Here is a 21,300-nt window from a genome sequence, read left to right as displayed (position 1 = left end):
TATACAATCTCAACGACGTATATCAAGAGGCGCAGCATGAAGGTGGCGAAGTGGGGCAACAGCCTGGCCGTGCGCCTGCCGGCGGCGGTGGTGGAAGCCATGGGCCTGCAGGAAGGCGACGAGGTGCAGATCAAGGCGGCCGACGGCCAGCTGACGCTGCAGCGCGCGCCGGGCACCGAGGAGCTGTGGGCGCGGCTGCATGCGCTGCGCGAGAAGCTGCCGGCGGATTTCCGCTTCGACCGCGACGAGGCCAATGCGCGTGACCGCGACGAGGCGGGCGCGCGTTGAGGCCTGCGTTGTCACCGGCGGTGTTCTTCGACACCAACGTGCTGGTCTACATCGCCTCCGCCGACCCGCAGCGCTCGGCGCGCGCGGGTGCGCTGCTGCGCGAGGGCGGTGTCGTCAGCGTGCAGGTGCTCAACGAGCTGGTGTCGGTGCTGCGCAGGAAGTTCCGCTTCGACTGGGAATCGGTGGAGACGGTGCTGGCCGTCGTGCATGCGCACTGCGAGGTCGTGCCGCTTGACCTGCTGATGCATCAGGAGGCGCTGCTGCTGGCACGGCTGCACCAGCTGTCCTGGTACGACGCGCTGATCGTCGCCGCCGCGCAGCGTGCCGGGGCGCGAACGCTCTACACCGAGGACATGCAGCATGGCCGCGCGTTCGACGGCCTGCGCCTCGTCAACCCGTTCGAGGCCGCATGACCGCTTTGCGCCTTCGCCCCACCATGCTGTCGGATCTCGACTGGGTCGTCTCTGTCGAGCGTGACGGGGCCAACCTGCCTTTCATCACGCCGTGGGAGCGCACGCAGCACGAGGGCGCGATCCGCTTTCCCGATTCGCGGCACTTCATCGTGGAAGAGGGCGACCAGCTCGAACGCATCGGCTTCGTCATCCTGCAGGGCTGCCGCAACCCCAACGGTTCCGTCGAGCTCAAGCGCCTGGTGCTGCAATCCAAGGGCCGCGGCCTGGGCCGCGCGGCGGTGCGCCAGCTCAAGGCGATGGCGTTCACGCAGCTGAAGGCGCACCGCTTCTGGCTGGACGTGAAGGCGTTGAACACGCGTGCCTTCGAGCTGTACCGCAGCGAAGGCTTTGTCGAGGAGGGCCGGCTGCGCGAGAGCGTGCGCGTCCTCGGCGCAGGCGCCGACGGCTACGACTCGCTGATCGTCATGTCGCTGCTCGACCGTGAGTACCAGGCGCGTGTCGCGCTGGGGCTGGAGTCCGCATGACGCGCTGGCTGACCTTGCTGCTGCTGGCCGTCGCGTTGCCCGCGCGTGCGGAGCTGTGGGGCTTTGTCGACGCCAGCGGCGTGGCCCATTTCGCCTCGCGCAAGCTGGATGCGCGCTTCACGCCCGTGCTCGGCAACGTCGGCATGCAGCGCGTGCCAGGCAAGACCGACGCGGGCCTCGCGCTGCTGAACTGGCTGGACATCGCCCCCGAGGTCAAGGCCGTGCAGCCCTGGGTGCGCGAGGCGGCCGAGAAGCATGGCGTGGACGCCGACCTGCTGAAGGCGATCATCGCCGTCGAGTCCGGCTACCAGCGCAACGCCGTGTCGCCGCGCGGCGCCACCGGCCTGATGCAGATCACCCCCGAAACGGCCAGCCGCTACGCGACGCCGGCCGACGCTGCGCGGCTCATCGAGCCGCGCATCAACATCCACACCGGTGCGCGCATGCTGGCCGACCTGATGCGCCGCTTCGGCCGCATCGACGCCGCGCTGGCAGCCTGGAATGCCGGTGAGGGCGCCGTGCGCCGCGCCGGCAACCGCGTGCCCGACATCGACGAAACCCAGGCCCATGTGCATCTCGTCCTCGAGCTGTACTGGGCCTTGCTGCAGCAGAGCCAGCCGGCCCGTGCGCAGCGTGTGACCTTGCATCCATGAGTTCCGAACAGACCACCATCGACTTCAACGGCCCCAACGACGGCGGCCCCAACGGCAACGGCAGCGGCGGGGAGGACGATCCCAGCGCGCTGACGCTGGCCGCCTACGCGCAGCAGGCCTATCTCGAGTACGCGCTCAGCGTCGTCAAGGGCCGCGCGCTGCCGTCCTATGCCGACGGCCAGAAGCCCGTGCAGCGCCGCATCCTGTACTCCATGCACCGGCTGGGCCTGGGCTGGAGCGGCAACTCCGGCGCCAAGCCCGTCAAGGGCGCCAAGGTCGTCGGCGACGTGCTGGGCAGCTTCCACCCGCACGGCGACCAGTCGGTCTACGACGCGCTGGTGCGCATGGCGCAGGACTTCTCGCTGCGCTACCCGCTCATCGACGGCCACGGCAACTTCGGCAGCCGTGACGGCGACGGTGCCGCCGCGATGCGGTACACGGAAGCCCGCCTCGCCCCCATCGCCCGGCTCGTGCTGGACGAGATCGACGAAGGCACGGTGGACTTCCGGCCCAACTACGACGGCACGACGCAGGAACCCGTCGAACTGCCGGCGCGCCTGCCGTTCGCGCTGCTGAACGGCGCCAGCGGCATCGCCGTGGGCCTGGCGACGGAGATTCCCAGCCACAACCTGCGCGAGGTGGCCGCGGCCGCCGTCGCGCTGCTGAAGGACGATCAGCTGTCCGACGACTCGCTGTTCGAGCTGATCCCCGGCCCGGATTTCCCCGGCGGCGGTCAGCTCATCAGCGCGCCGGAGGAAATTCGCGCGGCCTACACGTCCGGCCGTGGCAGCCTCAAGGTGCGCGCGCGCTGGAAGATCGAGGACCTGGCCCGCGGCCAGTGGCAGCTGGTCGTCACCGAGCTGCCGCACGGGGTCAGTGCTCAAAAGGTTCTGGAAGAAGTTGATGAACTTCTGAATCCGAAGGTCAAGCTTGGCAAGAAGACGTTGACGCCGGAGCAACTCCAGCTCAAGGCTGTCTTCCAGGCGTTGCTGGATACGGAGCGCGATGAGTCCGACAAGGACGCCGCGGTGCGCATTGTTTTCGAGCCGAAGAGCCGGACAGTGAGTCAGCAAGAGCTGATCAACGCGCTGCTGGCCCACACCAGCCTGGAAAGCAGCGCGCCGGTCAACCTGACCATGATCGGCGACGATGGCCGGCCGACGCAGAAGAGCCTGCGCCAGGTGCTGACTGAGTGGGTGGGCTTCCGCCAGACGACGGTGCGCCGCCGCACCGAGCACCGCCTGGCCAAGGTCAACGAGCGCATCCATGTGCTCGAAGGCCGGCAACTGGTGCTGCTGAACATCGACGAGGTGATCCGCATCATCCGCGAGTCGGACGAGCCCAAGGAAGCGCTGATCGCCCGCTTCAACCTCAGCGACCGCCAGGCCGAGGACATCCTCGAAATCCGGCTGCGCCAGCTGGCGCGGCTGGAAGCCATCAAGATCGAGCAGGAGTTGTCCAAGCTGCGCGACGAGCAGGCCAAGCTGCATGACATCCTCGGCAGCACCAGCGCGCTGCGCCGCACGGTCATCAAGGAAATCGAGGCCGACGCCAAGCAGTACGGCGACGACCGCCGCACGCTGATCCAGGCCGAGAAGCGCGTTGTCGCCGAGGTGAAGATCGTCGACGAGCCCGTCACCGTCATCGTCAGCCAGAAGGGCTGGGTGCGGGCGCTGAAGGGCCACGAGGTCGACGTGGCGGCCCAGACCTTCAAGGCCGGTGACGGCCTGTGGGGCGCGTTCCGCTGCCGCAGCGTCGATCCGCTCATCGTCGTGGGCAGCAATGGCCGGGTCTACTCGGTGCCGGTGTCGGCGCTGCCCGGCGGCCGCGGCGATGGCCAGCCCATCACGACGCTGATCGAGCTCGAGTCCGGCACCCAGATCGCCCACTATGTCGCCGGCGCGCCCGGCCAGCGCCTCGTGTTCGCCGGCTCGACCGGTTACGGCCTGATCGCCCAGCTCGGCGATCTGGTGGGCCGACAGAAGGCCGGCAAGACCTTCCTGGCGCTGGACGACGGCGAAGTGCCGCTGCTGGCCGTCGTGCCGGGCGATGCCGTCGCGCTGCAACTGGGCGTGCTGAGCGCCCAGGGCCGGCTGTTGACCTTCCCGCTGGACGAGCTCAAGCACCAGCCCAAAGGCGGCAAGGGGCTGATGCTGATGGACCTGGAAGACAAGGACACCGTGGTGTCGCTGGCCTGCTTCACCCAGCAACTGCGTGTGGAGGGCAGCGGTCGCGGCGGCAAACCCCGCGAAGAGGTGTTGAAGAACCAGTCGCTGGGGGCATACGCTGGCAAACGCGCTCGCAAAGGTCGGCCGGTGGAAGGGCTGCAAAAGGTTCTCCGCCTGACTGTGGCTTGAACCAGACCCCTGAATCGGGAAAACCTTGCACCAAGTTGGTGAAACTGTCTCAAACCAGTGCCGAAATGACCAAGGGTTCCCACCATTTACAACTGGCTACTCATTCGAGGGGGTAGCCCCCTAGGGCTTGGGAGCGTGACGTAGTTCGCAAGATTTGGTTGCAGTGCACAATTTGCTTGTCGTTCACGCAGAACGGTTTTGGAGGTTCCATGAAACTGAAGTTCGTTGCGGCCGCTGTCGTGGCCCTGTCCGCCCTAAGCAGCCAGGCTGCCACCTATAGCTGGGGCACCCATGATCCGCTGGAAGTCAGCGGTCTCGTTCCCGTCACTGCCAGCTTGTTCCTGGACAAGTACACCTTCACGCTGGCTTCGACCACCACGTTGACCAGCTCGATCAGCGCGCTTGGCATCGCTCCTGGCTCGTACGGCATTTTCAATGCCGACGACAGTGCCACCGCGTTCAGCTGGAACTACGGCGCCAACCCGGGTGCCACCCACGTGGCCACGCTGGGTGCCGGCACGTACTACTACTCCGTGTTCGGTGCCACCAACGGCTTGGGCGTCTATTCGCTGTCGTCGGCAGCCGTCGCCGCTCCGGTGCCGGAACCCGAAACCTACGCCCTGCTGGGTGCTGGCCTGGGCATCATCGGCTTCGTGGCCTCGCGCCGTCGTCGCAACGACTGATCCTTGCGGGTCTGCGGGGTCTTACGGCCCCGCGAGTGAACGTCTCTCTGATCGCCTCGGCGCCACAAGCGCCGGGGCGTTTTTCTTGGGGCGTCAGTCGTCCAGGCCGGGAAAGCGGCGGTTGGGGAAGACCATGCTCTGGCTGGTGCGCACGACCCGACCGTCCTTGAAGTGGACGTTGAAGCGCAGGCCGTAGCCGATCTGGTCCGGCTCGACGGTCCAGTCCCACACGTCCTCGCCGCTGAGGCGGAAGAACACGCGGCTGCGCTCCGTGCCGAGGATGCGGCTGACCTGCTCGGGCGTCATGCCCGGCTCGATGCGGGCGCGGCTGGCGGCCGACAGACCGTCTTCGAGGCTGACCACCCGGCCGTCGGCGCCCAGCCTCACCATGAGGCAGTGCCGGCCCATGGGCTGGCTGGAATATTCCAGCGTGCGGCCGCCGTCGGCCTCGGGCCAGATCCGCCGTGGCTGGCCGTAGGCCGCCAGCACATCCTCGCTGCGGCTGATGCCCGCCTCCAGCCTCGGCGCGGTGGCGCAACCGGCCAGCAGCAGGGCACTGAGGGCGAGGGCGGCGACGCGCATGGTGTGTGCCTTCAGCGCCGGGCCAGCGCGCGGGCGCAGTCGCTGACCAGCGCCGGGCCCTTGTAGATCAGGCCGGTGTAGACCTGCACGAGGTCGGCGCCGGCGGCAATCTTGGCGCGCGCGTCGTCGCCGCTGAGCACGCCGCCGACGCCGATGATGGGGTAGCCCGCCGGCAGCGCAGCGCGCAGCAGGCGGATGACGCGGTTGCTGGCCTCGAACACCGGCGCGCCCGACAGGCCGCCTGTTTCGTTCGCGTGGGCCAGGCCCTGCACCTTGTCACGGGCGATGGTGGTGTTCGTCGCGATGACACCGTCGATGCCGTTGGCCTTCAGCGTCTGCGCGATGACGGCGACCTGGTCTTCCTCCAGGTCGGGCGCGATCTTCACGAACATCGGCACCTGGCGGCCGCTCTGGCCTTGCAGCTTGAGCTTGCGTTCCTGCAGTGCGCCCAGCAGCGCATCCAGTGCCTCGTCGCTCTGCAGTGCGCGCAGGTTCTTGGTGTTGGGGCTGGAGATGTTGACGGTGATGTAGTCGGCGTGGGGGAACACGCCTTCCAGGCCGAGCAGGTAGTCGTCAGCCGCGTTCTCGATGGGCGTGGCGGCGTTCTTGCCGATGTTCAGGCCCAGGATGCCGCCGGCTTTGCGGAAGCTGTGGGCGCGCTTCACGTTGGCGATGAAGCTCTGCAGCCCTTCGTTGTTGAAGCCCAGGCGGTTGATCAGCGCGTTCGCCTCGGGCAGGCGGAACATGCGCGGCTTGTCGTTGCCGGGCTGGCCCTTGGGCGTGACGGTGCCCACCTCGATGAAGCCGAAGCCCATCGCACCCAGGCCGTCGATGCAGCGGCCGTTCTTGTCCAGGCCGGCGGCCAGGCCGATGCGGTTCGGGAAGCGCAGGCCGGCCAGCGTCACCGGGTCGCTGACGCGCTCGCCGCACCACAGCGCCTGCGCGGGCGTGTTTTGCAGCTTGGCGATGCTGTTCAGGGTCAGTTCATGCGCATGCTCGGCATCCAGGCCGAACAGGAAGGGGCGGGCGAGGGCGTAGGGGATCAGCGACATAGCCCGTGATTGTCTCAGGGCGCCTCGTCGGGGCGATCCCACGGCGGCACGTCGCCCATCTTCTCGAGCATGAAGTCGATCAGCGCCCGGACCTTGGGCGCCTGACGACGGTTGGGCAGGTAGACGGCGTACAGCGTGTCCGCATCGGCCAGGCCGCCGACGGGCTGCCAGCCGGGCAGCACGGCCTGCAGCCGGCCGGCGCGCAGGTCGGCGCCGATGGCGTAGGTGGGCAGCACGGCCAGGCCCATGCCGGCCAGTGCGGCCACGCGCAGGCTCTCGCTGCTGTTGGCCGTCAGCCCGCTCTCGAAGCGCAGCGCGCCACGGGTCTCCACGTCGACCTCGCCCAGGTCGGCATGGCGGAAGCGCCAGCGGTCTGGCGACTGCAGGTAGCCGAAGCGCAGGCAGCGGTGGCGGGCGATGTCGTCCACCGTTTGCGGCTCGCCGTGGGCGGCGAGGTAGGCCGGCGCCGCGCACAGCACGAAGCGGATGGCCGCCAGCCGCCGCGCGACCAGCCCGTCGGACGGCTGGCGCGTCAGCCGCAGCACGACGTCGAAGCCTTCCTCGGCCAGGTCGACGTAGCGGTCGTTCAGCCCCAGCACGACGTCGATCTGCGGGTGGCGCGCGCAGAACTCGGTCATCAGCGCCGTGAACTGCAGGTTGCCGAACGCCGTGGACACCGACAGCCGCAGCACGCCGCGCGGCTCGTCGCGGCGGCCGGCCAGCTCCGTCTCCAGCGCCAGCGCGTCATCCAGCAGCCGCAGCGCACGCTCGTAGACGGCGCGGCCCTCGGCCGTGGGGCTGACGCTGCGGGTCGTGCGGTGCAGCAGCCGGGTGCCGAGCTGGTCCTCCAGCCGCACCACCTGCTTGCTGACGGCAGACTTGGTGGTGCCCAGCAGCCGCGCGGCGCCGGAGAAACCGCGCGCGTCGACGACGCGGGCAAAGGCTTGCAGGTCTTCGAGGCGGCCCATCGTGACTGTGCTCCGTTTGGAAACTCTGAATCGACTTTTCGCTGGATTGTGTCTCGACGGCGCGATTCCTAGAGTCCAGGCCTGTCTGTCCCAGGAGCCGTCATGTCCACCACCCTGTCACCCTGCCTGGCGCAATCCTTCCGGCCCAGCCGGTGGGATCAGTTGCTGGCCACCATTGCCGCGTCCAGCATGCCGCTGTTGTTCATCCTGCTGTGGAGCAGCGGCTACGTGGCCGGAAAGCTGGCGCTGCCGCACACGGGGCCGCTGACGCTGCTGACGCTGCGCTTCGGGCTCGCGGCGGTCGTGCTGCTGACCGTCGCAGCGCTCACCGGCGCGCCGTGGCCCAGCCGCGCGCGGGGCTGGGGCCACCTGGCGGTCGTCGGCCTGCTGATGCAGGTGCTGCATTTCTCCTGCATCTACTTCGCGCTGCAGTGGGGGCTGAGCGCCGGTGTGGCCGGGCTGCTGATCGGGCTGATGCCGCTGGCGACGGCACTGGGCGCGCACCTGTGGCTGGCCGAGCGCGTCAGCCGCTGGCAGCTGCTGGGCCTGGCCGGCGGGCTGGGCGGCGTGGCGCTGGTCATCGCCGACAAGCCGCTGGACGGCGCCTGGCCGGCCTATGCCGCTGCGGGCCTGGGCCTGTTGGGCCTGGTGGCCGGCACGCTGTACCAGAAGCGCTTCTGCGCCCACATGGACCTGCGCAGCGGCGCCGGCATCCAGATGGCGGTGTCGACGCTGGCCGTGGCGGCCGTCGCCGGGCCGGCCGAGGGCTTTGCCGTCGACTGGGCGCCCGAGCTCGTCGGCGCCTGGCTGTGGCTGGGCCTGGTGAACTCCATCGGCGCCTTCAGCCTGATGTTCTTCATGATCCGGCGCGGCCAGGCCGGGCAGGTGGCGCGGCTGTTCTTCCTGATCCCCGGCGTGTCGGCGCTGCTGGGCTTCGTGCTGCTGGGCGAGCGGCTAGCACCGCTGGCGCTGGCCGGCTTCGGGGTCTCGGCACTGGCGGTCTGCTTCGCCGCGGCCAAGAAGTGACAATCAAGGGGTTCTCTGGAGCCCCCGATCATGAAACCCCTGGACGACCCTGCGCACGACCGCGAAGCCGGTTCCCGTGATGCCACGCGCGACACCACGCGCACCGACGACACCCGCATCGGCGCCGTGCGCGCGCTGATCAGCCCGGCGCTGCTGCTGGAAGAGCTGCCCATCCCCGACGCCACGCTGGAGCTGGTGGAGCGCGCCCGCCAGGAGATCAGCGACGTGCTGCACGGCCGCGACGACCGGCTGCTGGTCATCGTGGGCCCGTGCTCCATCCACGACCACGACCAGGCGATGGACTACGCGCGGCGGCTGTTGGTGGCCCGCGACGAACTGAGCCGGGACCTGCTCATCGTCATGCGCGTCTACTTCGAGAAGCCGCGCACGACGGTGGGCTGGAAGGGCTACATCAACGACCCGCGCCTGGACGGCAGCTTCCACATGAACGAGGGCCTGCGCCTGGCGCGCCAGCTGCTGCTGGACGTGGCCGCGCTGGGCCTGCCGGCCGGCACCGAGTTCCTGGACCTGCTGTCGCCGCAGTACATCTCCGACCTGATCGCCTGGGGCGCCATCGGCGCGCGCACGACCGAGAGCCAGAGCCACCGCCAGCTGGCGTCGGGATTGTCCTGCCCGGTGGGCTTCAAGAACGGCACCGACGGCGGCATCAAGGTCGCCAGCGACGCCGTGCTGGCCGCCAGCAGCGCGCACGCCTTCATGGGCATGACCAAGATGGGCACGGCCGCCATCTTCGAGACGCGCGGCAACGAGGACTGCCACGTCATCCTGCGCGGCGGCAAGGCGCCCAACTACGACGCGCCTTCGGTCAACGCGGCCTGCGAGGCGCTGAAGGCCTCGGGCCTGCGCGAGCAGGTCATGATCGACTTCTCGCACGCCAACTCCAGCAAAAAGTACGAGCGCCAGGTGGACGTGGGCCGCGACGTGGCGGGGCAGATCGCCGGCGGCGATGCGCGCATCACCGGCGTGATGATCGAGAGCCACCTGCAGCCGGGCCGGCAAGACCTGGCCGACGGCCAGACCCGGGCCGACCTGAAGCCCGGCGTGTCCATCACCGACGCCTGCCTGGGCTGGGCCCAGACCGAGCCACTGCTGCGCGAACTGGCTGCGGCCGTGCGCACGCGCCGCGGCTGACACCGCCTGGGCGCCGTTGGCGCCCGCGATTCGCTACCTGTCGCAGCGCGCTCGCGCCGCGGCGGCGCGGTTTCCATCATTCAGCCCATCCCAACCGCTGAACCTGGAGATCGCGATGAAGAAACAGACCCTGGCCACCGCCGCCCTTTCCGCGCTGCTGCCGCTGTGCAGCCACGCGGCGGACATCACGCTGGAAGTGGAAGGCGTGGACGCCGGCCGCGCCGCCGGCTCGACGCTGCTGGTGGGCGTGTTCACCGAGGCCGGCAACTGGCTGACCAAGCCCGCCAGCGGCCGGCGCTTCCCCGCTGACGCGCTGGTCGACGGCAAGCTGACCGTCGTGCTGAAGGACCTGCCGGACGGACCGCTGGCACTCACCGTCGTCCACGACGTCAACGCCAACGGCCGGCTGGACATGAACGGCATGGGCATCCCGACCGAGCCCTACGGCTTCTCCAACAACGCCGTCGGCAACTTTGGCCCGCCGAAGTTCGAGCAGGCGGTGCTGACGCCGGCGGCCGGCGCGCCGGTCAAGATTCGCCTGAACTGAGGGGCCCGCCATGAGCACGACGCGCCGTTCCCTGCTGGCCGCGCTGCTGGCCGGTGGCCTCAGCCCCGAAGTGTTGGCGCTGGGCCTGCCGGCCGATGGTTTTGCGGCCGACGCGCCCGAGCTCGCGCCGCTGCGCGGCCTGGACGGTGAAGGCCTGGATGCCGCCAACGTCGCCATCGAAGGCCGCCTGCCCGCCGGCCTGAGCGGGCGCTACTTCCGCAACGGCCCCGGCCTGATGCAGCGTGCCGGCCAGCGTTACCGGCACTGGTTCGACGGCGACGGGCTGCTGCAGTCGTGGACGCTGCAGGGCGGCCGCGCCAGCCACCGCGCGCGCTTCGTGCAGACCGAAAAGTTCCGCGCCGAGCAGGAAGCCGGCCGCTTCCTGCTGCCGGCCTTCGGCACCGCCATCCCCGCCGAGCGCCCGGTGCGCGGGCCCGACAGCGTCAATGCGGCCAACACCAGCGTGCTGCTGCAGGGCGATGCGCTGTACGCGCTGTGGGAAGGCGGCAGCGCCTACGAGCTGGACCCGGCCACGCTGGCCACGCGCGGCGTGAAGGCGTGGTCCGACGAGTTGCGCGGCATGCCGTTCTCGGCGCACCCCAAGGTGGAGCCGGACGGCACGGTGTGGAATTTCGGCATGGCCAACGGCCGGCTGGTGGTCTACGAGATCGGCGCCGATGGTCAGGTGCGGCGGCACGCCATGCTGGACGTGGCCGCGCCGGCGATGCTGCATGACTTCGCCGTGTCGCAGCGCCACCTGGTGTTCCTGCTCGCGCCCGTCACGATGGACTGGGCCGCCGTGCGCGCCGGGCAGTCCATGCTGGCGGCGATGCGCTGGGGCGCCAACGACCCGACGCGCGTGCTGGTCGTCGACAAGGCGGACTTCACGAAGCGCCGCGTCTTCGAGATGCCGGCCTGCCATGTCTTCCACTTCGGCAACGCCTGGGACGACGGCCGGCTGCTGCGCGTGGACTATGTGCAAGGCGTGCCGCTGCCGGAGTTCAACGCGGGGGCGGAGCAGATCATGCGCGGCGAGCGCACGACGCGGGACGTGTCCACGCCGCGCGTGCTGGAGATCAATCTGCAGACCGGCCGCTTGAACGTGGCAGCGCGCAGCGAGGCGGTCGAGTTTCCCGTCGTCGACCCGCGCGTCGTCGCGCAGCGGCACCGCTTCGTCTGGTACCCCACCGCCGTGGACACCGGCGCGCGCTGGGGCTTCAACGGGCTGATGCGGCTGGACATCGACAGCGGCGCACGCCAGCGCTTCAGCTTCGGCGACGACGTCGTCGCCGAGGAGCATGTGCTGGTGCCCAAGCCCGGCAGCACGAAGGAAGGGGAGGGCTGGCTCGTCGGCATGGGCTACGACGTGCGCCGCCGCCGCAGCTTCCTCAGCGTGTTCGACGCGCAGCGCCTGGCCGACGGCCCGCTGGCGCGCGCCTGGCTGCCGTATGCCGTGCCCTACGGCTTCCACGGCCGGTTCTATCAGGGCTGACCCTGTCCCCTGAACCGGGCGTTCGCGCGCCGGCTCAGGGCACACCGCATTGACAGCCCGCCAGCCGCGGGCCTATGGTCGCCGTCGCCATTGAAAGCGCTTTCAGAAAGCGCTTTCAGTTTGTGCGGACGGGCGCCCGGCAGCTGTACGTCGCCGCCTCGTTCGGGATGCATCCCCAACGTAGAACCCAGGAGACGACATGCTGAATCTGAAGGCCCATGCGGCCATCGCGACCCTTCTGCTGGCCGGCACGGCCGGTGCGGCGACGACCAATGGCGTTGCCAACGGCGGCTTCGAGACCGTCAACAGCGCCAACCAACCGGTGGGCTGGGTGGGAGCGGACTCCGTGCCGGCGACGCTGTCCAACGTCGCCCACACCGGCGCCCACTCGGTGCTGCTGAGCGTGCCGGGCGGCTTCGGCGGCTCCGGGCTGCTGCAGGACTCGGTGGCCCACGGCGGCCTGGCTGCGCTGACGGCCGCCAACGTGGGTGACACGCCCGTGCTGAGCTTCTGGGCCAAGGGCGACGTCAGCCCCACCGGCAACGTGAAGTTTGGACTCAGCTACATGGGCGAGACGGGCAACGTGCTGTACGACAGCGGTCTGCAGTTCTTCCAGAGCGACATCAACAGCAGCGGCTGGACGCAGATCAGCTTCCAGGCCGCCGCCATTCCCACCGGCACCAAGGCCGTCTTCCTTCTGCTGAACACGGCGGTCGGGCCGTTGCTGGATGGCCGCGTCAACGCGGTCTACATCGACGACGTGCAGCTCACGCTGACCACCGCGCCGGTGCCCGAGCCCGAGACCTACGCGCTGCTGATCGCCGGCCTCGGCGTCGTCGGCGCCATCGCCCGCCGCCGCCGCGCCTGAGCCCTCAAAGGAGACGTCCCATGACCCATCTGCTTTCCAAGACCTGTGCCGCGCTGCTGTTCGCCGGCCTCGCTGCCCACGCTGCCGCCGCCGGCACCGTCGTCGTTGACACCTATCCCGTCGGTGAAGACCCGTTCGGCAATGCCTCGCTGCTGAATGCTGACACGAACCTGGCCGTTGCCTTCGACCTCGCCAGCGCCGCCACCATCCAGTCCATCCTGACGTCCATCGACGGCTTCGGTGGCGTCACCGTCGGCATCCAGGCGCGCAGCGGCAGCGTGCCCATGGGCGCCAGCTGGCTCTACAGCACCCACCTGACCGACCCGGTCGCCAACAGCAGCCTGTCGCCCACCGGCTGGAACCTGGCCGCCGGCAGCTACTGGCTGGTGGCCCGCGCCGACGACGACTTCGGCGGCCAATGGCAGAGCGGCACCGACACGCCCAGCGCCGCCTGGGCCTACACCGCCGGCGGCACCTGGCAGGCCGTCACCAGCGGCTTCACCGGCGCGCCCGCCACGCGCATCACCGTCACCAGCGCCGTGCCCGAGCCCGCCACCTGGGGCCTGATGTTCGCCGGCGGCCTGCTGCTCGCCGCCACCGCCCGCCGCAAGGCCAGCCAACAAGGATGAACGCCATGAAGCTTCAACACCTCATCGGCGGCCTGCTGCTGGCCGCCACGACCGCCGCCTCCGCCAGCGTCACCAGCCCCGTCATCGGCAAGCTGCTCTGGTCCGACGAATTCAACGGCGCCACCCTCGACGGCAAGGTCTGGGCGACCTATGACGGCAATGGCTGCCAGATCGGCCTGTGCGGCTACGGCAACCAGGAGCTGCAGACCTACAGCCCCAACAACCTCAGCATCGTCAACGTCCCGTTCGAGCCTGGCACGCGCGCGCTGGCCATCACGGCCCGGCGCGAGACCGTCGGCAGCAACCAGTTCACGTCCGGCAAGGTCGACACCGCCGGCAAGGTGCAGGTGAAGTACGGCATGGTCGAGGTCCGCATGGCCACGCCCAAGGTCGGCGTGGGCCTGTGGCCGGCCGCGTGGATGCTGGGCACCACGCTGCAACCCTGGCCGCGCAAGGGCGAGATCGACATCATGGAGATGGGCGGCCGCCAGCCCGCCGGCCTGCCGGCCGTGTCGCCGGACCAGTTCGTCGGCGCCAACGTCATCACCTGGGCCGAAGCCGCCTGCGTGCCCGGCAACGAGAGCTGCGCGGCCTCCACCGCGTGGCAGACCAAGAACTGGGTCACGCCGACGCGCTCGCTGGCCAACCGCTTCGTGCTGTACCGCCTGTACTGGACCGACACGCAGATCCGCTTCACGCTGGTGGACAACGGCCGCGAGCTGGACATGTACAAGGCGCCCATCTCCACGGTCGGCTCGCCTGCGCTGCAGGAGCCGTTCTACCTGCTGTTGAACATGGCCGTGGGCGGCAACTTCACGCCGGCCGCCACGCCCGCGCAGGTCACCGCGCCGCTGCCGGCCGTGACCTACGTGGACTACGTGCGCGTCTACGAGCTGGACGGCAAGGGCGAGGTCAAGCTGGGCGTGGGCATCACGCAGGAGGTCGGCAAGTTCGGCGTCTTCACCGACAACACGCCGGTCAACAACGGCCAGGCGCTGGGCACGTCGGCGGACTTCTACATCTGGAACACCGGCTCCATGAGCGGCGGCAGCATCCCGCCGTTCGAGGGTGCCAACGTGCTGGCGCTGAACTACTTCGCTCCCGGGCAGTGGTTCGGCGGCGCCGTGGCGTCGCGCCAGGCGCATGACATGAGCGGCTTCCGCGGCGGCAACATCAAGCTCAAGATCAAGGCGCCCGCCAACGTCGCGTTCAAGATCGGCATCCTGGACAACTACACCAACCACGGCTGGGTGACCTTCCCCGCCAACACCACGGCCTACGGCCTGGTGCGCAACGGCGAGTGGGGCACCGCCACCATCCCGGTGGCCGAGATCGCCGGCCCGCTGGTGGCGCTGCAGTCCATGAACTCGCTGTTCGAGTTCCTCAGCGTGGATGGCTTCAACCCGGGCGCGACGTTCCAGATGGCGTTCGACGACATCGTCTGGGACTCCGGCACCGGCACCACGCAGAAGGTGGCTGTCGCCGCGGCCGCGACCGCCGCACCGGCCGTGGCCGGCGCATCCAGCGCCACGCAGACCGGCGCCACGACGCTGGCGTTCGCGGCCACCGCCTCGGGCTGGGTGGACGTGCACTACAGCGTCAACGGCGGTGAGCTGCAGAGCGTGCGCATGCGCCAGGACGGCAGCACCAGCCGCTACACGGCCGGGGGCCTGAAGAAGGGCGACGTCGTCGAGTACCGCTTCACGGCCTGGGACACCCAGCGCCAGGTGGCGACCGACTCGGCGACGGCCAAGGTGGTCATCCGGTAGCCGACGGTGCGGATGGGTGGCGTTGCCGCCCATCCGCCAAAATCGCGGCATGAACCAAGACCAGCTCAAACAACTCGTCGGCCGCGCCGCGGTCGACTACGTCACCCCGGGCCAGATCGTCGGCGTCGGCACCGGCTCTACGGTGGACTGCTTCATCGACGCGCTGGCCGCCAGCGGCGTCAAAGTCGCCGGGGCCGTCTCCAGCTCGGAGCGCTCCACGCAGCGGCTGCTGAAAGCAGGCATTCCCGTGCTGGACGCCGCCGAGGTGACCAGCCTCACCGTCTACATCGACGGCGCGGACGAGATCGACGGCAACGGCTTCATGGTCAAGGGCGGCGGCGCGGCGCTGACGCGCGAGAAGATCGTCGCCGACCTTGCGAGCAAGTTCGTCTGCATCGCCGACGAATCCAAGCTCGTGCCCGTGCTGGGCAAGTTCCCGCTGCCGGTCGAGATCATCCCGATGGCTGCGGCGCAGCTGACGCGCCGCTTCGCCAGGCTCGGCGGCGTGGCCACCGTGCGTGCCGGCGTCGTCACCGACAACGGCGGCCACATCCTCGACGTGACGGGCCTGTCCATCACCGACCCGCTGGCCTTCGAGGCCGAGGTCAGCCAGTGGCCCGGCGTCGTCACGGTGGGCGTGTTCGCGCGCAACAAGGCGCAGGTCTGCTTGCTGGGTGGCGCCGGCGGTGTGAAGACGCTGACCTTCTGAACCCCGCCGCGTGTCGCGCCAGCCCTTCGGCTTCGACGCCGCCGCGCATGAGCGCCACCACTGGTGGCGCAGCGTGCTGTTCAAGCTGTCGATAGGCGGCGTGATCGCCGGGCTGCTGTGGTGGTGGGTGGGCGGCATGCCCGGCCTGCTGCTGGGCATCCTCGTCGTCATGCGTGCACTGGGCCAGGCGCTGGCGCCGGACCTGGTGGCGCTGGGCGCCACGACGTGGCGGGCCTTGCGGGGCCTGGCGTTCCGGCCGGTGGAAGGCCGCTTCTACCAGTTCAAGGGCCACCGCATCCGTGTCGAGGACGACGAGCTGCTGCGCCAGCGCTGGCTGGCGCTGGACGACCTCACGACGGCGCTGGGAGCTCCCATGCCGGCCGTGTCGTTGCGCCGCCGCTGGCCCGAGGGCGTGCGCCAGCAGCGCGATGGCATCTACGTGCTCGACGACGTGGCGCTGGCCTGGCTGGGCGAGCTGCGCGATGACCGCGCGGGCCGGCTGCGGCACTGGGTGGAGCGCGAGGTCTGGTACCCCGCCCGAGGCCGCAAGGCCGGCCACCTGCAGCAGGGGGCGCCCGCAGGCGCCCCGCCGAAGGACTGAGCGCGCGGCCTCAGTTGCGGCCCACCGCGCTCCACGCCGCGGCCACCTGGGCCGAGTAGTCGGCCCCCAGCGTTGCGGCCAGTTCGCTCGCGGCGGCGATGGTGGCCGTGCGCGCCCCGGCGTAGTTGGTGTTGGACGTCATCTTGGTCGTCAGCGCCCGGTACCAGATCTTGGCCGCCGCGGCGCGGCCGATGCCGGTCAGCGTGCCCGAGCCGGTGGCGACGCGCGTGTTGCCGCTCACGCAGGTCGGGCTGCGGCCGTAGCTGCTGTTGGTGCCTTCGGCCAGCAGGAAGAAGAAGTGGTTGGCCACGCCCGAGCTGTTGTGCACGTCCAGGTTGCCGACGCCGGAGTACCAGCAGTCCGCCGAGGCCCCGTCGCTGCTGGGCTTGACCATGTTGCGCAGCGAGCCGCTGCTGACGATCTTCTCGCCGATCAGGTAGTCGCCCGCGTCGCTGCCGTTGGCGGCGTAGAACTCGACCATGGTGCCGAAGATGTCCGACGTCGCCTCGTTCAGCCCGCCGGACTCGCCGGAGTAGATCAGCCCGGCGGTGCGGCTCGTGACGCCGTGGGTCATCTCGTGGCCCGCCACGTCCAGCGACACCAGCGGCTTGACGCTGCTGCCGTTGCCGTCGCCGTAGGTCATGCAGAAGCACGAGTCCGACCAGTAGGCGTTGGCGTAGTTGCGGCCGTAGTGCACGCGGTTGTAGGCACCCTTGCCATCGTTGGCGATGCCGCTGCGGCCATGCACGTTCTTGTAGTAGTCCCACGTCACGGCGGTGCCGTACTGCGCGTCGGCGGCGGCGCTGGCGGTGTCGCTGGTGGCGTTGTTGCCCCAGGTGTTGTCGGTGTCGGTCAGGATGCTGCCGCCGCTGGTGCGGTTCTTCAGGTTGATCGTGTAGGTGTTGCCGCGGCTCGGGTCGCGCAGCTCGTAGCCGCCGCTGATGCTGTTGGTCGTCAGCGCCACGTTGCCGCTGTACAGCGTCCGGCCGGTGCCGTTGGCGGCCGCGGTCTGGACGTCGTCCCACGCATCTAGCTGCCGGCCGGTGGCCGCGTCGATGACGACGTGCTTCTCGAACGGCGTGCCGTCGCTCGCTTCGCCGCTGACGCGCACCTCCCAGGCCAGGCGGGGCTGGTCCTCGCGGGCCCAGACGACCAGCTCCGGCCGACCCTGCAGGCTGCCGCCGTGGGCGTCCAGCGCGCGGACGGCGGCGCGGCCGGCGCCCAGCGCTGGCTTGGTGTCGACCTTGGGCAGGCGCTGCGCGGTCTGGTGCATCGTCGCGAAGTTGCCGAAGCGGTCGCTCTGCACGACCAGATCGGCGCCGATGGCGCGCAGGCCGGCGATGCGGCGGTCCATGCGCACATGGGCGACGCCGTCGTCGTCCTGGATGACGTCGCGGGTTTCGTAGCTGTGGTCCTTGTCGTGCAGGCTCAGGCCGGGGAACTGGCGCACGAAGTTCTCGGCATTGGCGCGCAGCAGCGTGGCGCGCGCGGCGCGGGCATCGGTCTGGGCTGCAGTCGCCGTGGGGGCCTGGGCCTGGGCGATGCTGGTGGCGCAGGCCAGCGTGAGGGCGGACAGCGCGAGACGTGGGGTGGGTTGCATGGATTGACTCCGAAGGGGGTTGGTTCAGGGAGTACTGCTCGTGGCCCCGGCGCGGGTAGCGGCGGGGTGCAAGCACTCTCGTGGCAGGCCTTCGGAGGCGGTCCTGGCAGGACTCCCAGGGCGTTGCGCGCCGTTGTCGCCCGGCGCAGTGACGGGTGCGCCCGGATTCACAAAGCAGCAAGCCGGGCGTTACCCGGCTTGCTTCATGGGCGGGCGGACGCGCCGCTCAGAACGTTTCCCAGTCGCCGTCGGCGGCCGGCGCCGGGGCAGGGCGCGGGGCGGTCACCGGCGTGGCGACGGCCGGCGGCTGCGGTTGGGGCGCGGGCCTGGCCGCAGGCTTGGCGGCGCTGCTGGCCGCGGGCCGGGCTGGCGCGGCCTTGGCGATCGGCTTGCCGGCCGTGGCCGGCCGGGGTGCCGGTGCCCTGGCCGGCGCGGCCGCCCGGGGCTGGCCGGCGCCGCTGAGGCGGAACACGCTGATCGCCTCGGCCAGGCGGCTGGACTGCTCGCGCAGGCTCTCGGCGGCGGCGGCGGATTCCTCGACGAGCGCGGCGTTCTGCTGCGTCATCTGGTCCAGCTGCACGACGGACGCGTTGACGACGCCGATGCCCTCGCTCTGCTCGCGCGCGGCGGCGCTGATCTCGCCAATGATGTCGGTGACGCGCTGCACGCTGGCGACGATCTCGGTCATCGTGGCGCCGGCGGCCTGCACCTGCTGGGTGCCCGAGTCCACGCGTTCGACGCTGGCGCCGATGAGACTCTTGATCTCCTTGGCAGCCTCGGCGCTGCGCTGGGCCAGCGTGCGCACCTCGCCGGCGACGACCGCAAAGCCGCGCCCCTGCTCGCCGGCACGTGCCGCTTCGACGGCGGCGTTCAGCGCCAGGATGTTGGTCTGGAACGCGATGCCGTCGATGGTGCCGATGATGTCGTTGATCTTGCGCGAGCTCTGGCTGATCTGGTCCATCGTCGCGACCACCTGCGACACGGCCTCGCCACCGCGCTGCGCCACCGACGCGGCGGAGCTGGCGAGCTGGTTGGCGGTCATCGCGGCGTCGGCCGTCTGCTTGACGGTGCCGGTCAGTTCGGCCATCGACGAGGCGGCGTTCTGCAGGTTGCTGGCGGTCTGCTCGGTACGCTGGCTCAGGTCCAGGTTGCCGGTGGCGATCTCGGTGCTGGCGGTGTTGATGCTGTCGGTGGAGCCGCGCACCTCGCCGATCAGCCGCAGCAGCGCCGACTGCATGCTGTGCAGCGACTGCATCAGCCGACCCGTCTCGTCCTGGCTGCGCACGTCGATCTGGTGCGTGAGGTCGAAGCGGGCGATGGCGTCCGCCACGCGGGCGGCTTCGTGCAGCGGGCCGGTGATGGAGCGCGTCAGCCACCAGGCCAGCACGCCGCCGGCCGCCAGGCTCACCAGCGCGAACGTCAGCAGCCCCAGGCGCGCCCGGTCGTTGGCGGCCTGCAGCCGCTGCACGGCCGCGTCCAGCTGGTCGCGCTGCTGCTGGGCCACGTTCCTGATGCCGTCCAGGTAGGCGTTGGAGGCGGGCAGGAACTCCTTGTCGAAGATGGCCTTGGCCCGGTCGGCCTCGTCGGCCTTCTTGGCGGCCGTCAGCGTGTCGCGGGCGGCGATGTAGGACTTGCGCAGCTCGGCGATGCGGTCGAACAGCGCGCGCTCCTGCGGCAGCGTGAGCAGCTTGTCGAGCTTCTGCTGCAGGTCCGTCGAGATGCGCGTGGCCTCGGCGGCCTGGGCCGAGAAGAACGAGGCCAGGCCGGGGTCGGCGCTGACCGCGATGGCCGTCGTGCGCGTCGTGCCGTTGAAGACGTTGCGGTACCAGTCCGCCGCCACGCGCTCGGTGACGAGCGCGCTCCGGTAGAGCTCGTCGGTCTCGCTGGCCACCTTGCGCAGGCCCCAGTAGCCCAGCCCCGAACTCACCAGCGCGAACAGCAGCACCAGGCACAACCCGCCACCCAGCCGCTGGCCGATGGAGCGTCGAGAGAACATCGCGTTGAACATGGTGTCAGTCTCCTTGTTGTTGTGCTGCCGCGGTCATGCAGGCACGACCGCGTTCGCGTGGTGATCAGGAACGCCCGGGTCAGCCGGGCGGCATGCCTGTCCGGTTGGATGGAAAGTCGGCATGAAAAAAGGCGCCCATGGGCGCCTTGTTCAGGGTGTTGCGGTCCATCACGCCGCCTGCTCAGAAGGTTTCCCAGTCGCCGTCGGCGGTCGCCGCGGGCGCCGGGGCGGCGCGCGGTGCTGCCACGGAGGCCGGGGCCGGTGCGGCCTTGGGCAGCGGCCTGGCGGCGGCCGGCTTGCTCGTGGCCACCGGCGGCCTGGGCGCTGCCGTCTTGGGCGCGGGCGCCTTGGCCTTGGGGGCCGGGGCCGCCGAACGCTGGTGGGCTGCGCCGCTGAGGCGGAACACGCTGATCGACTCGGCCATGCGGCCGGACTGTTCGCGCAGGCTCTCGGCGGCGGCGGCGGATTCCTCGACGAGCGCGGCGTTCTGCTGCGTCATCTGGTCCAGCTGCACGACGGACGCGTTGACGACGCCGATGCCTTCGCTCTGCTCACGCGCGGCGGCGCTGATCTCGCCAATGATGTCGGTCACGCGCTGCACGCTGGCGACGATCTCGGTCATCGTGGCGCCGGCGGCCTCGACCTGCTGGGTGCCGGAATCCACGCGCTCGACGCTGGCGCTGATGAGGCTCTTGATCTCCTTGGCGGCCTCGGCGCTGCGCTGGGCCAGCAGCCGCACTTCGCCGGCCACGACGGCGAAACCGCGGCCCTGCTCGCCGGCACGGGCGGCTTCGACGGCGGCGTTCAGCGCCAGGATGTTGGTCTGGAACGCGATGCCATCGATGGTGCCGATGATCTCGTTGATCTTGCGCGAGCTGTGGCTGATCTGCTCCATCGTCGCGACCACCTGCGACACCGCCTCGCCACCGCGCTGCGCGACGGACGCGGCAGAGCTGGCGAGCTGGTTGGCGGTCATGGCGGCGTCGGCCGTCTGCTTGACGGTGCCGGTCAGCTCGGACATGGAGGAGGCGGCGTTCTGCAGGTTGCTGGCGGTCTGCTCGGTGCGCTGGCTCAGGTCCAGGTTGCCGGTGGCGATCTCGGCGCTTGCGGTGCCGATGCTGTCGGCCGCGCTGCGCATGTCGCCGATGATCTTCTGCAGCGCGCGCTGCGTGCCTTCCAGCGCGGTCAGCAGGCGGCCCACGTCGTCGGAGCCGCCGCTGGGGATGGCGTGGGTCAGGTCGAAGCGGGCCAGCGCCTCGGCGGCCTCGGTGGCGGCATGCAGGCTGGAGCCCTTGCCGCCGCCGCTGGTGGCCAGCGCGAACGCGCCCACCACCCAGGTCAGCACCAGGCTGGCCCACAGCCAGCCCTTGGCGGAGCCG

At 70.2% G+C, this 21,300-nt stretch carries 20 protein-coding genes and 1 pseudogene; 15 read left to right on the top strand and 6 right to left on the bottom strand.

Annotated features, from left to right (window positions below; all coding sequences use genetic code 11):
• The first annotated feature begins 36 nt into the window (after positions 1–36).
• The 6 genes from AC1Q7O_RS06145 to AC1Q7O_RS06120 all read left to right on the top strand — a co-directional run bounded on the left by AC1Q7O_RS06145 (position 37) and on the right by AC1Q7O_RS06120 (position 4,918).
• A complete protein-coding gene (locus AC1Q7O_RS06145) occupies positions 37–288 on the top strand; it encodes an AbrB/MazE/SpoVT family DNA-binding domain-containing protein (protein WP_492660155.1) in 252 nt (83 codons plus the stop codon).
• Positions 285–701, top strand: a complete 417-nt coding sequence (locus tag AC1Q7O_RS06140) for a PIN domain-containing protein (protein WP_492660156.1) — start codon at positions 285–287, stop codon at positions 699–701. Before AC1Q7O_RS06145 ends, AC1Q7O_RS06140 begins: the two co-directional genes overlap by 4 nt.
• Positions 698–1,225, top strand: coding sequence for a GNAT family N-acetyltransferase (locus AC1Q7O_RS06135; protein ID WP_492660157.1), 528 nt, complete (start codon positions 698–700; stop codon positions 1,223–1,225). The genes AC1Q7O_RS06140 and AC1Q7O_RS06135 overlap by 4 nt, the downstream gene beginning before the upstream one ends.
• Complete coding sequence (locus tag AC1Q7O_RS06130) at positions 1,222–1,878, top strand: lytic transglycosylase domain-containing protein (protein WP_492660158.1); 657 nt, start codon at positions 1,222–1,224, stop codon at positions 1,876–1,878. Before AC1Q7O_RS06135 ends, AC1Q7O_RS06130 begins: the two co-directional genes overlap by 4 nt.
• On the top strand, positions 1,875–4,235 hold the full coding sequence (parC, locus tag AC1Q7O_RS06125; protein WP_492660159.1) for a DNA topoisomerase IV subunit A: 2,361 nt from the start codon (positions 1,875–1,877) through the stop codon (positions 4,233–4,235). Before AC1Q7O_RS06130 ends, parC begins: the two co-directional genes overlap by 4 nt.
• 209 nt (positions 4,236–4,444) lie before the next feature.
• Positions 4,445–4,918, top strand: coding sequence for an FxDxF family PEP-CTERM protein (locus AC1Q7O_RS06120; protein WP_492660160.1), 474 nt, complete (start codon positions 4,445–4,447; stop codon positions 4,916–4,918).
• Between the two features lie 93 nt (positions 4,919–5,011).
• Here AC1Q7O_RS06120 and AC1Q7O_RS06115 read toward each other — a convergent pair whose 3' ends face one another.
• The 3 genes from AC1Q7O_RS06115 to AC1Q7O_RS06105 are packed head-to-tail and all read right to left on the bottom strand — an operon-like array spanning position 5,012 to position 7,520.
• Positions 5,012–5,500 (bottom strand): outer membrane protein assembly factor BamE, encoded by a 489-nt coding sequence (locus AC1Q7O_RS06115; RefSeq protein ID WP_492660161.1) that lies wholly within the window; start codon positions 5,498–5,500, stop codon positions 5,012–5,014.
• 11 nt (positions 5,501–5,511) lie between these two features.
• Positions 5,512–6,552 carry a quinone-dependent dihydroorotate dehydrogenase gene (locus AC1Q7O_RS06110; RefSeq protein WP_492660162.1) on the bottom strand — a complete coding sequence of 347 codons (1,041 nt, stop codon included), beginning with the start codon at positions 6,550–6,552 and terminating at the stop codon, positions 5,512–5,514.
• Between the two features lie 14 nt (positions 6,553–6,566).
• Positions 6,567–7,520, bottom strand: a complete 954-nt coding sequence (locus AC1Q7O_RS06105) for a LysR family transcriptional regulator (protein WP_492660163.1) — start codon at positions 7,518–7,520, stop codon at positions 6,567–6,569.
• 102 nt (positions 7,521–7,622) lie between these two features.
• Here AC1Q7O_RS06105 and AC1Q7O_RS06100 point away from each other — a divergent pair, with 102 nt between their 5' ends.
• The 9 genes from AC1Q7O_RS06100 (at position 7,623) to AC1Q7O_RS06060 (ending at position 16,313) form a co-directional block, all read left to right on the top strand.
• Positions 7,623–8,546 (top strand): DMT family transporter, encoded by a 924-nt coding sequence (locus AC1Q7O_RS06100; RefSeq protein ID WP_492660164.1) that lies wholly within the window; start codon positions 7,623–7,625, stop codon positions 8,544–8,546.
• 30 nt (positions 8,547–8,576) lie between these two features.
• Positions 8,577–9,698 (top strand): 3-deoxy-7-phosphoheptulonate synthase, encoded by a 1,122-nt coding sequence (locus AC1Q7O_RS06095; RefSeq protein WP_492660165.1) that lies wholly within the window; start codon positions 8,577–8,579, stop codon positions 9,696–9,698.
• A 115-nt stretch (positions 9,699–9,813) separates the two neighbouring features.
• The gene (locus tag AC1Q7O_RS06090) at positions 9,814–10,245 is read left to right on the top strand and encodes a DUF2141 domain-containing protein (RefSeq protein ID WP_492660166.1); all 432 of its coding nucleotides are present in this window, start codon (positions 9,814–9,816) and stop codon (positions 10,243–10,245) included.
• 10 nt (positions 10,246–10,255) lie between these two features.
• A complete protein-coding gene (locus tag AC1Q7O_RS06085) occupies positions 10,256–11,737 on the top strand; it encodes a carotenoid oxygenase family protein (RefSeq protein ID WP_492660167.1) in 1,482 nt (493 codons plus the stop codon).
• 199 nt (positions 11,738–11,936) lie between these two features.
• A complete protein-coding gene (locus AC1Q7O_RS06080; RefSeq protein WP_492660168.1) occupies positions 11,937–12,605 on the top strand; it encodes a PEP-CTERM sorting domain-containing protein in 669 nt (222 codons plus the stop codon).
• A gap of 20 nt (positions 12,606–12,625) precedes the next feature.
• A complete protein-coding gene (locus tag AC1Q7O_RS06075; RefSeq protein WP_492660169.1) occupies positions 12,626–13,234 on the top strand; it encodes a PEP-CTERM sorting domain-containing protein in 609 nt (202 codons plus the stop codon).
• Between the two features lie 5 nt (positions 13,235–13,239).
• Positions 13,240–15,003 (top strand): glycoside hydrolase family 16 protein, encoded by a 1,764-nt coding sequence (locus AC1Q7O_RS06070; protein WP_492660170.1) that lies wholly within the window; start codon positions 13,240–13,242, stop codon positions 15,001–15,003.
• A gap of 49 nt (positions 15,004–15,052) precedes the next feature.
• Positions 15,053–15,712 (top strand): ribose-5-phosphate isomerase RpiA, encoded by a 660-nt coding sequence (gene rpiA, locus AC1Q7O_RS06065; RefSeq protein ID WP_492660171.1) that lies wholly within the window; start codon positions 15,053–15,055, stop codon positions 15,710–15,712.
• A gap of 10 nt (positions 15,713–15,722) precedes the next feature.
• On the top strand, positions 15,723–16,313 hold the full coding sequence (locus AC1Q7O_RS06060; RefSeq protein ID WP_492660172.1) for a hypothetical protein: 591 nt from the start codon (positions 15,723–15,725) through the stop codon (positions 16,311–16,313).
• Between the two features lie 10 nt (positions 16,314–16,323).
• Here AC1Q7O_RS06060 and AC1Q7O_RS06055 read toward each other — a convergent pair whose 3' ends face one another.
• The 3 genes and pseudogenes from AC1Q7O_RS06055 to AC1Q7O_RS06045 all read right to left on the bottom strand — a co-directional run.
• Positions 16,324–17,913: a M4 family metallopeptidase gene (locus AC1Q7O_RS06055; RefSeq protein WP_492660173.1), complete on the bottom strand. Its 1,590-nt coding sequence runs from the start codon at positions 17,911–17,913 to the stop codon at positions 16,324–16,326.
• 226 nt (positions 17,914–18,139) lie between these two features.
• On the bottom strand, positions 18,140–19,921 hold the full coding sequence (locus AC1Q7O_RS06050) for a methyl-accepting chemotaxis protein (protein WP_492660174.1): 1,782 nt from the start codon (positions 19,919–19,921) through the stop codon (positions 18,140–18,142).
• Positions 19,922–20,102: 181 nt separating this feature from the next.
• Positions 20,103–21,203: pseudogene (locus AC1Q7O_RS06045) on the bottom strand (methyl-accepting chemotaxis protein); the annotation flags it as partial.
• Positions 21,204–21,300 lie beyond the last annotated feature (97 nt).

Source organism: Roseateles sp. GW823-FHT07B05, assembly GCF_058794515.1.
This window is presented reverse-complemented; position numbering and strand designations above follow the sequence as displayed.

What these genes read in the sequence shown, in the direction of transcription:
- AC1Q7O_RS06145 (WP_492660155.1), top strand. Translation starts at nt 37, where the DNA reads ATGAAGGTGGCGAAGTGGGGCAACAGCCTGGCCGTGCGCCTGCCGGCG.
- AC1Q7O_RS06135 (WP_492660157.1), top strand. Translation starts at nt 698, where the DNA reads ATGACCGCTTTGCGCCTTCGCCCCACCATGCTGTCGGATCTCGACTGG.
- AC1Q7O_RS06130 (WP_492660158.1), top strand. Translation starts at nt 1,222, where the DNA reads ATGACGCGCTGGCTGACCTTGCTGCTGCTGGCCGTCGCGTTGCCCGCG.
- parC (WP_492660159.1), top strand. Translation starts at nt 1,875, where the DNA reads ATGAGTTCCGAACAGACCACCATCGACTTCAACGGCCCCAACGACGGC.
- AC1Q7O_RS06120 (WP_492660160.1), top strand. Translation starts at nt 4,445, where the DNA reads ATGAAACTGAAGTTCGTTGCGGCCGCTGTCGTGGCCCTGTCCGCCCTA.
- AC1Q7O_RS06115 (WP_492660161.1), bottom strand. Translation starts at nt 5,500, where the DNA reads ATGCGCGTCGCCGCCCTCGCCCTCAGTGCCCTGCTGCTGGCCGGTTGC.
- AC1Q7O_RS06110 (WP_492660162.1), bottom strand. Translation starts at nt 6,552, where the DNA reads ATGTCGCTGATCCCCTACGCCCTCGCCCGCCCCTTCCTGTTCGGCCTG.
- AC1Q7O_RS06105 (WP_492660163.1), bottom strand. Translation starts at nt 7,520, where the DNA reads ATGGGCCGCCTCGAAGACCTGCAAGCCTTTGCCCGCGTCGTCGACGCG.
- AC1Q7O_RS06100 (WP_492660164.1), top strand. Translation starts at nt 7,623, where the DNA reads ATGTCCACCACCCTGTCACCCTGCCTGGCGCAATCCTTCCGGCCCAGC.
- AC1Q7O_RS06095 (WP_492660165.1), top strand. Translation starts at nt 8,577, where the DNA reads ATGAAACCCCTGGACGACCCTGCGCACGACCGCGAAGCCGGTTCCCGT.
- AC1Q7O_RS06090 (WP_492660166.1), top strand. Translation starts at nt 9,814, where the DNA reads ATGAAGAAACAGACCCTGGCCACCGCCGCCCTTTCCGCGCTGCTGCCG.
- AC1Q7O_RS06085 (WP_492660167.1), top strand. Translation starts at nt 10,256, where the DNA reads ATGAGCACGACGCGCCGTTCCCTGCTGGCCGCGCTGCTGGCCGGTGGC.
- AC1Q7O_RS06080 (WP_492660168.1), top strand. Translation starts at nt 11,937, where the DNA reads ATGCTGAATCTGAAGGCCCATGCGGCCATCGCGACCCTTCTGCTGGCC.
- AC1Q7O_RS06075 (WP_492660169.1), top strand. Translation starts at nt 12,626, where the DNA reads ATGACCCATCTGCTTTCCAAGACCTGTGCCGCGCTGCTGTTCGCCGGC.
- AC1Q7O_RS06070 (WP_492660170.1), top strand. Translation starts at nt 13,240, where the DNA reads ATGAAGCTTCAACACCTCATCGGCGGCCTGCTGCTGGCCGCCACGACC.
- rpiA (WP_492660171.1), top strand. Translation starts at nt 15,053, where the DNA reads ATGAACCAAGACCAGCTCAAACAACTCGTCGGCCGCGCCGCGGTCGAC.
- AC1Q7O_RS06055 (WP_492660173.1), bottom strand. Translation starts at nt 17,913, where the DNA reads ATGCAACCCACCCCACGTCTCGCGCTGTCCGCCCTCACGCTGGCCTGC.
- AC1Q7O_RS06050 (WP_492660174.1), bottom strand. Translation starts at nt 19,921, where the DNA reads ATGTTCAACGCGATGTTCTCTCGACGCTCCATCGGCCAGCGGCTGGGT.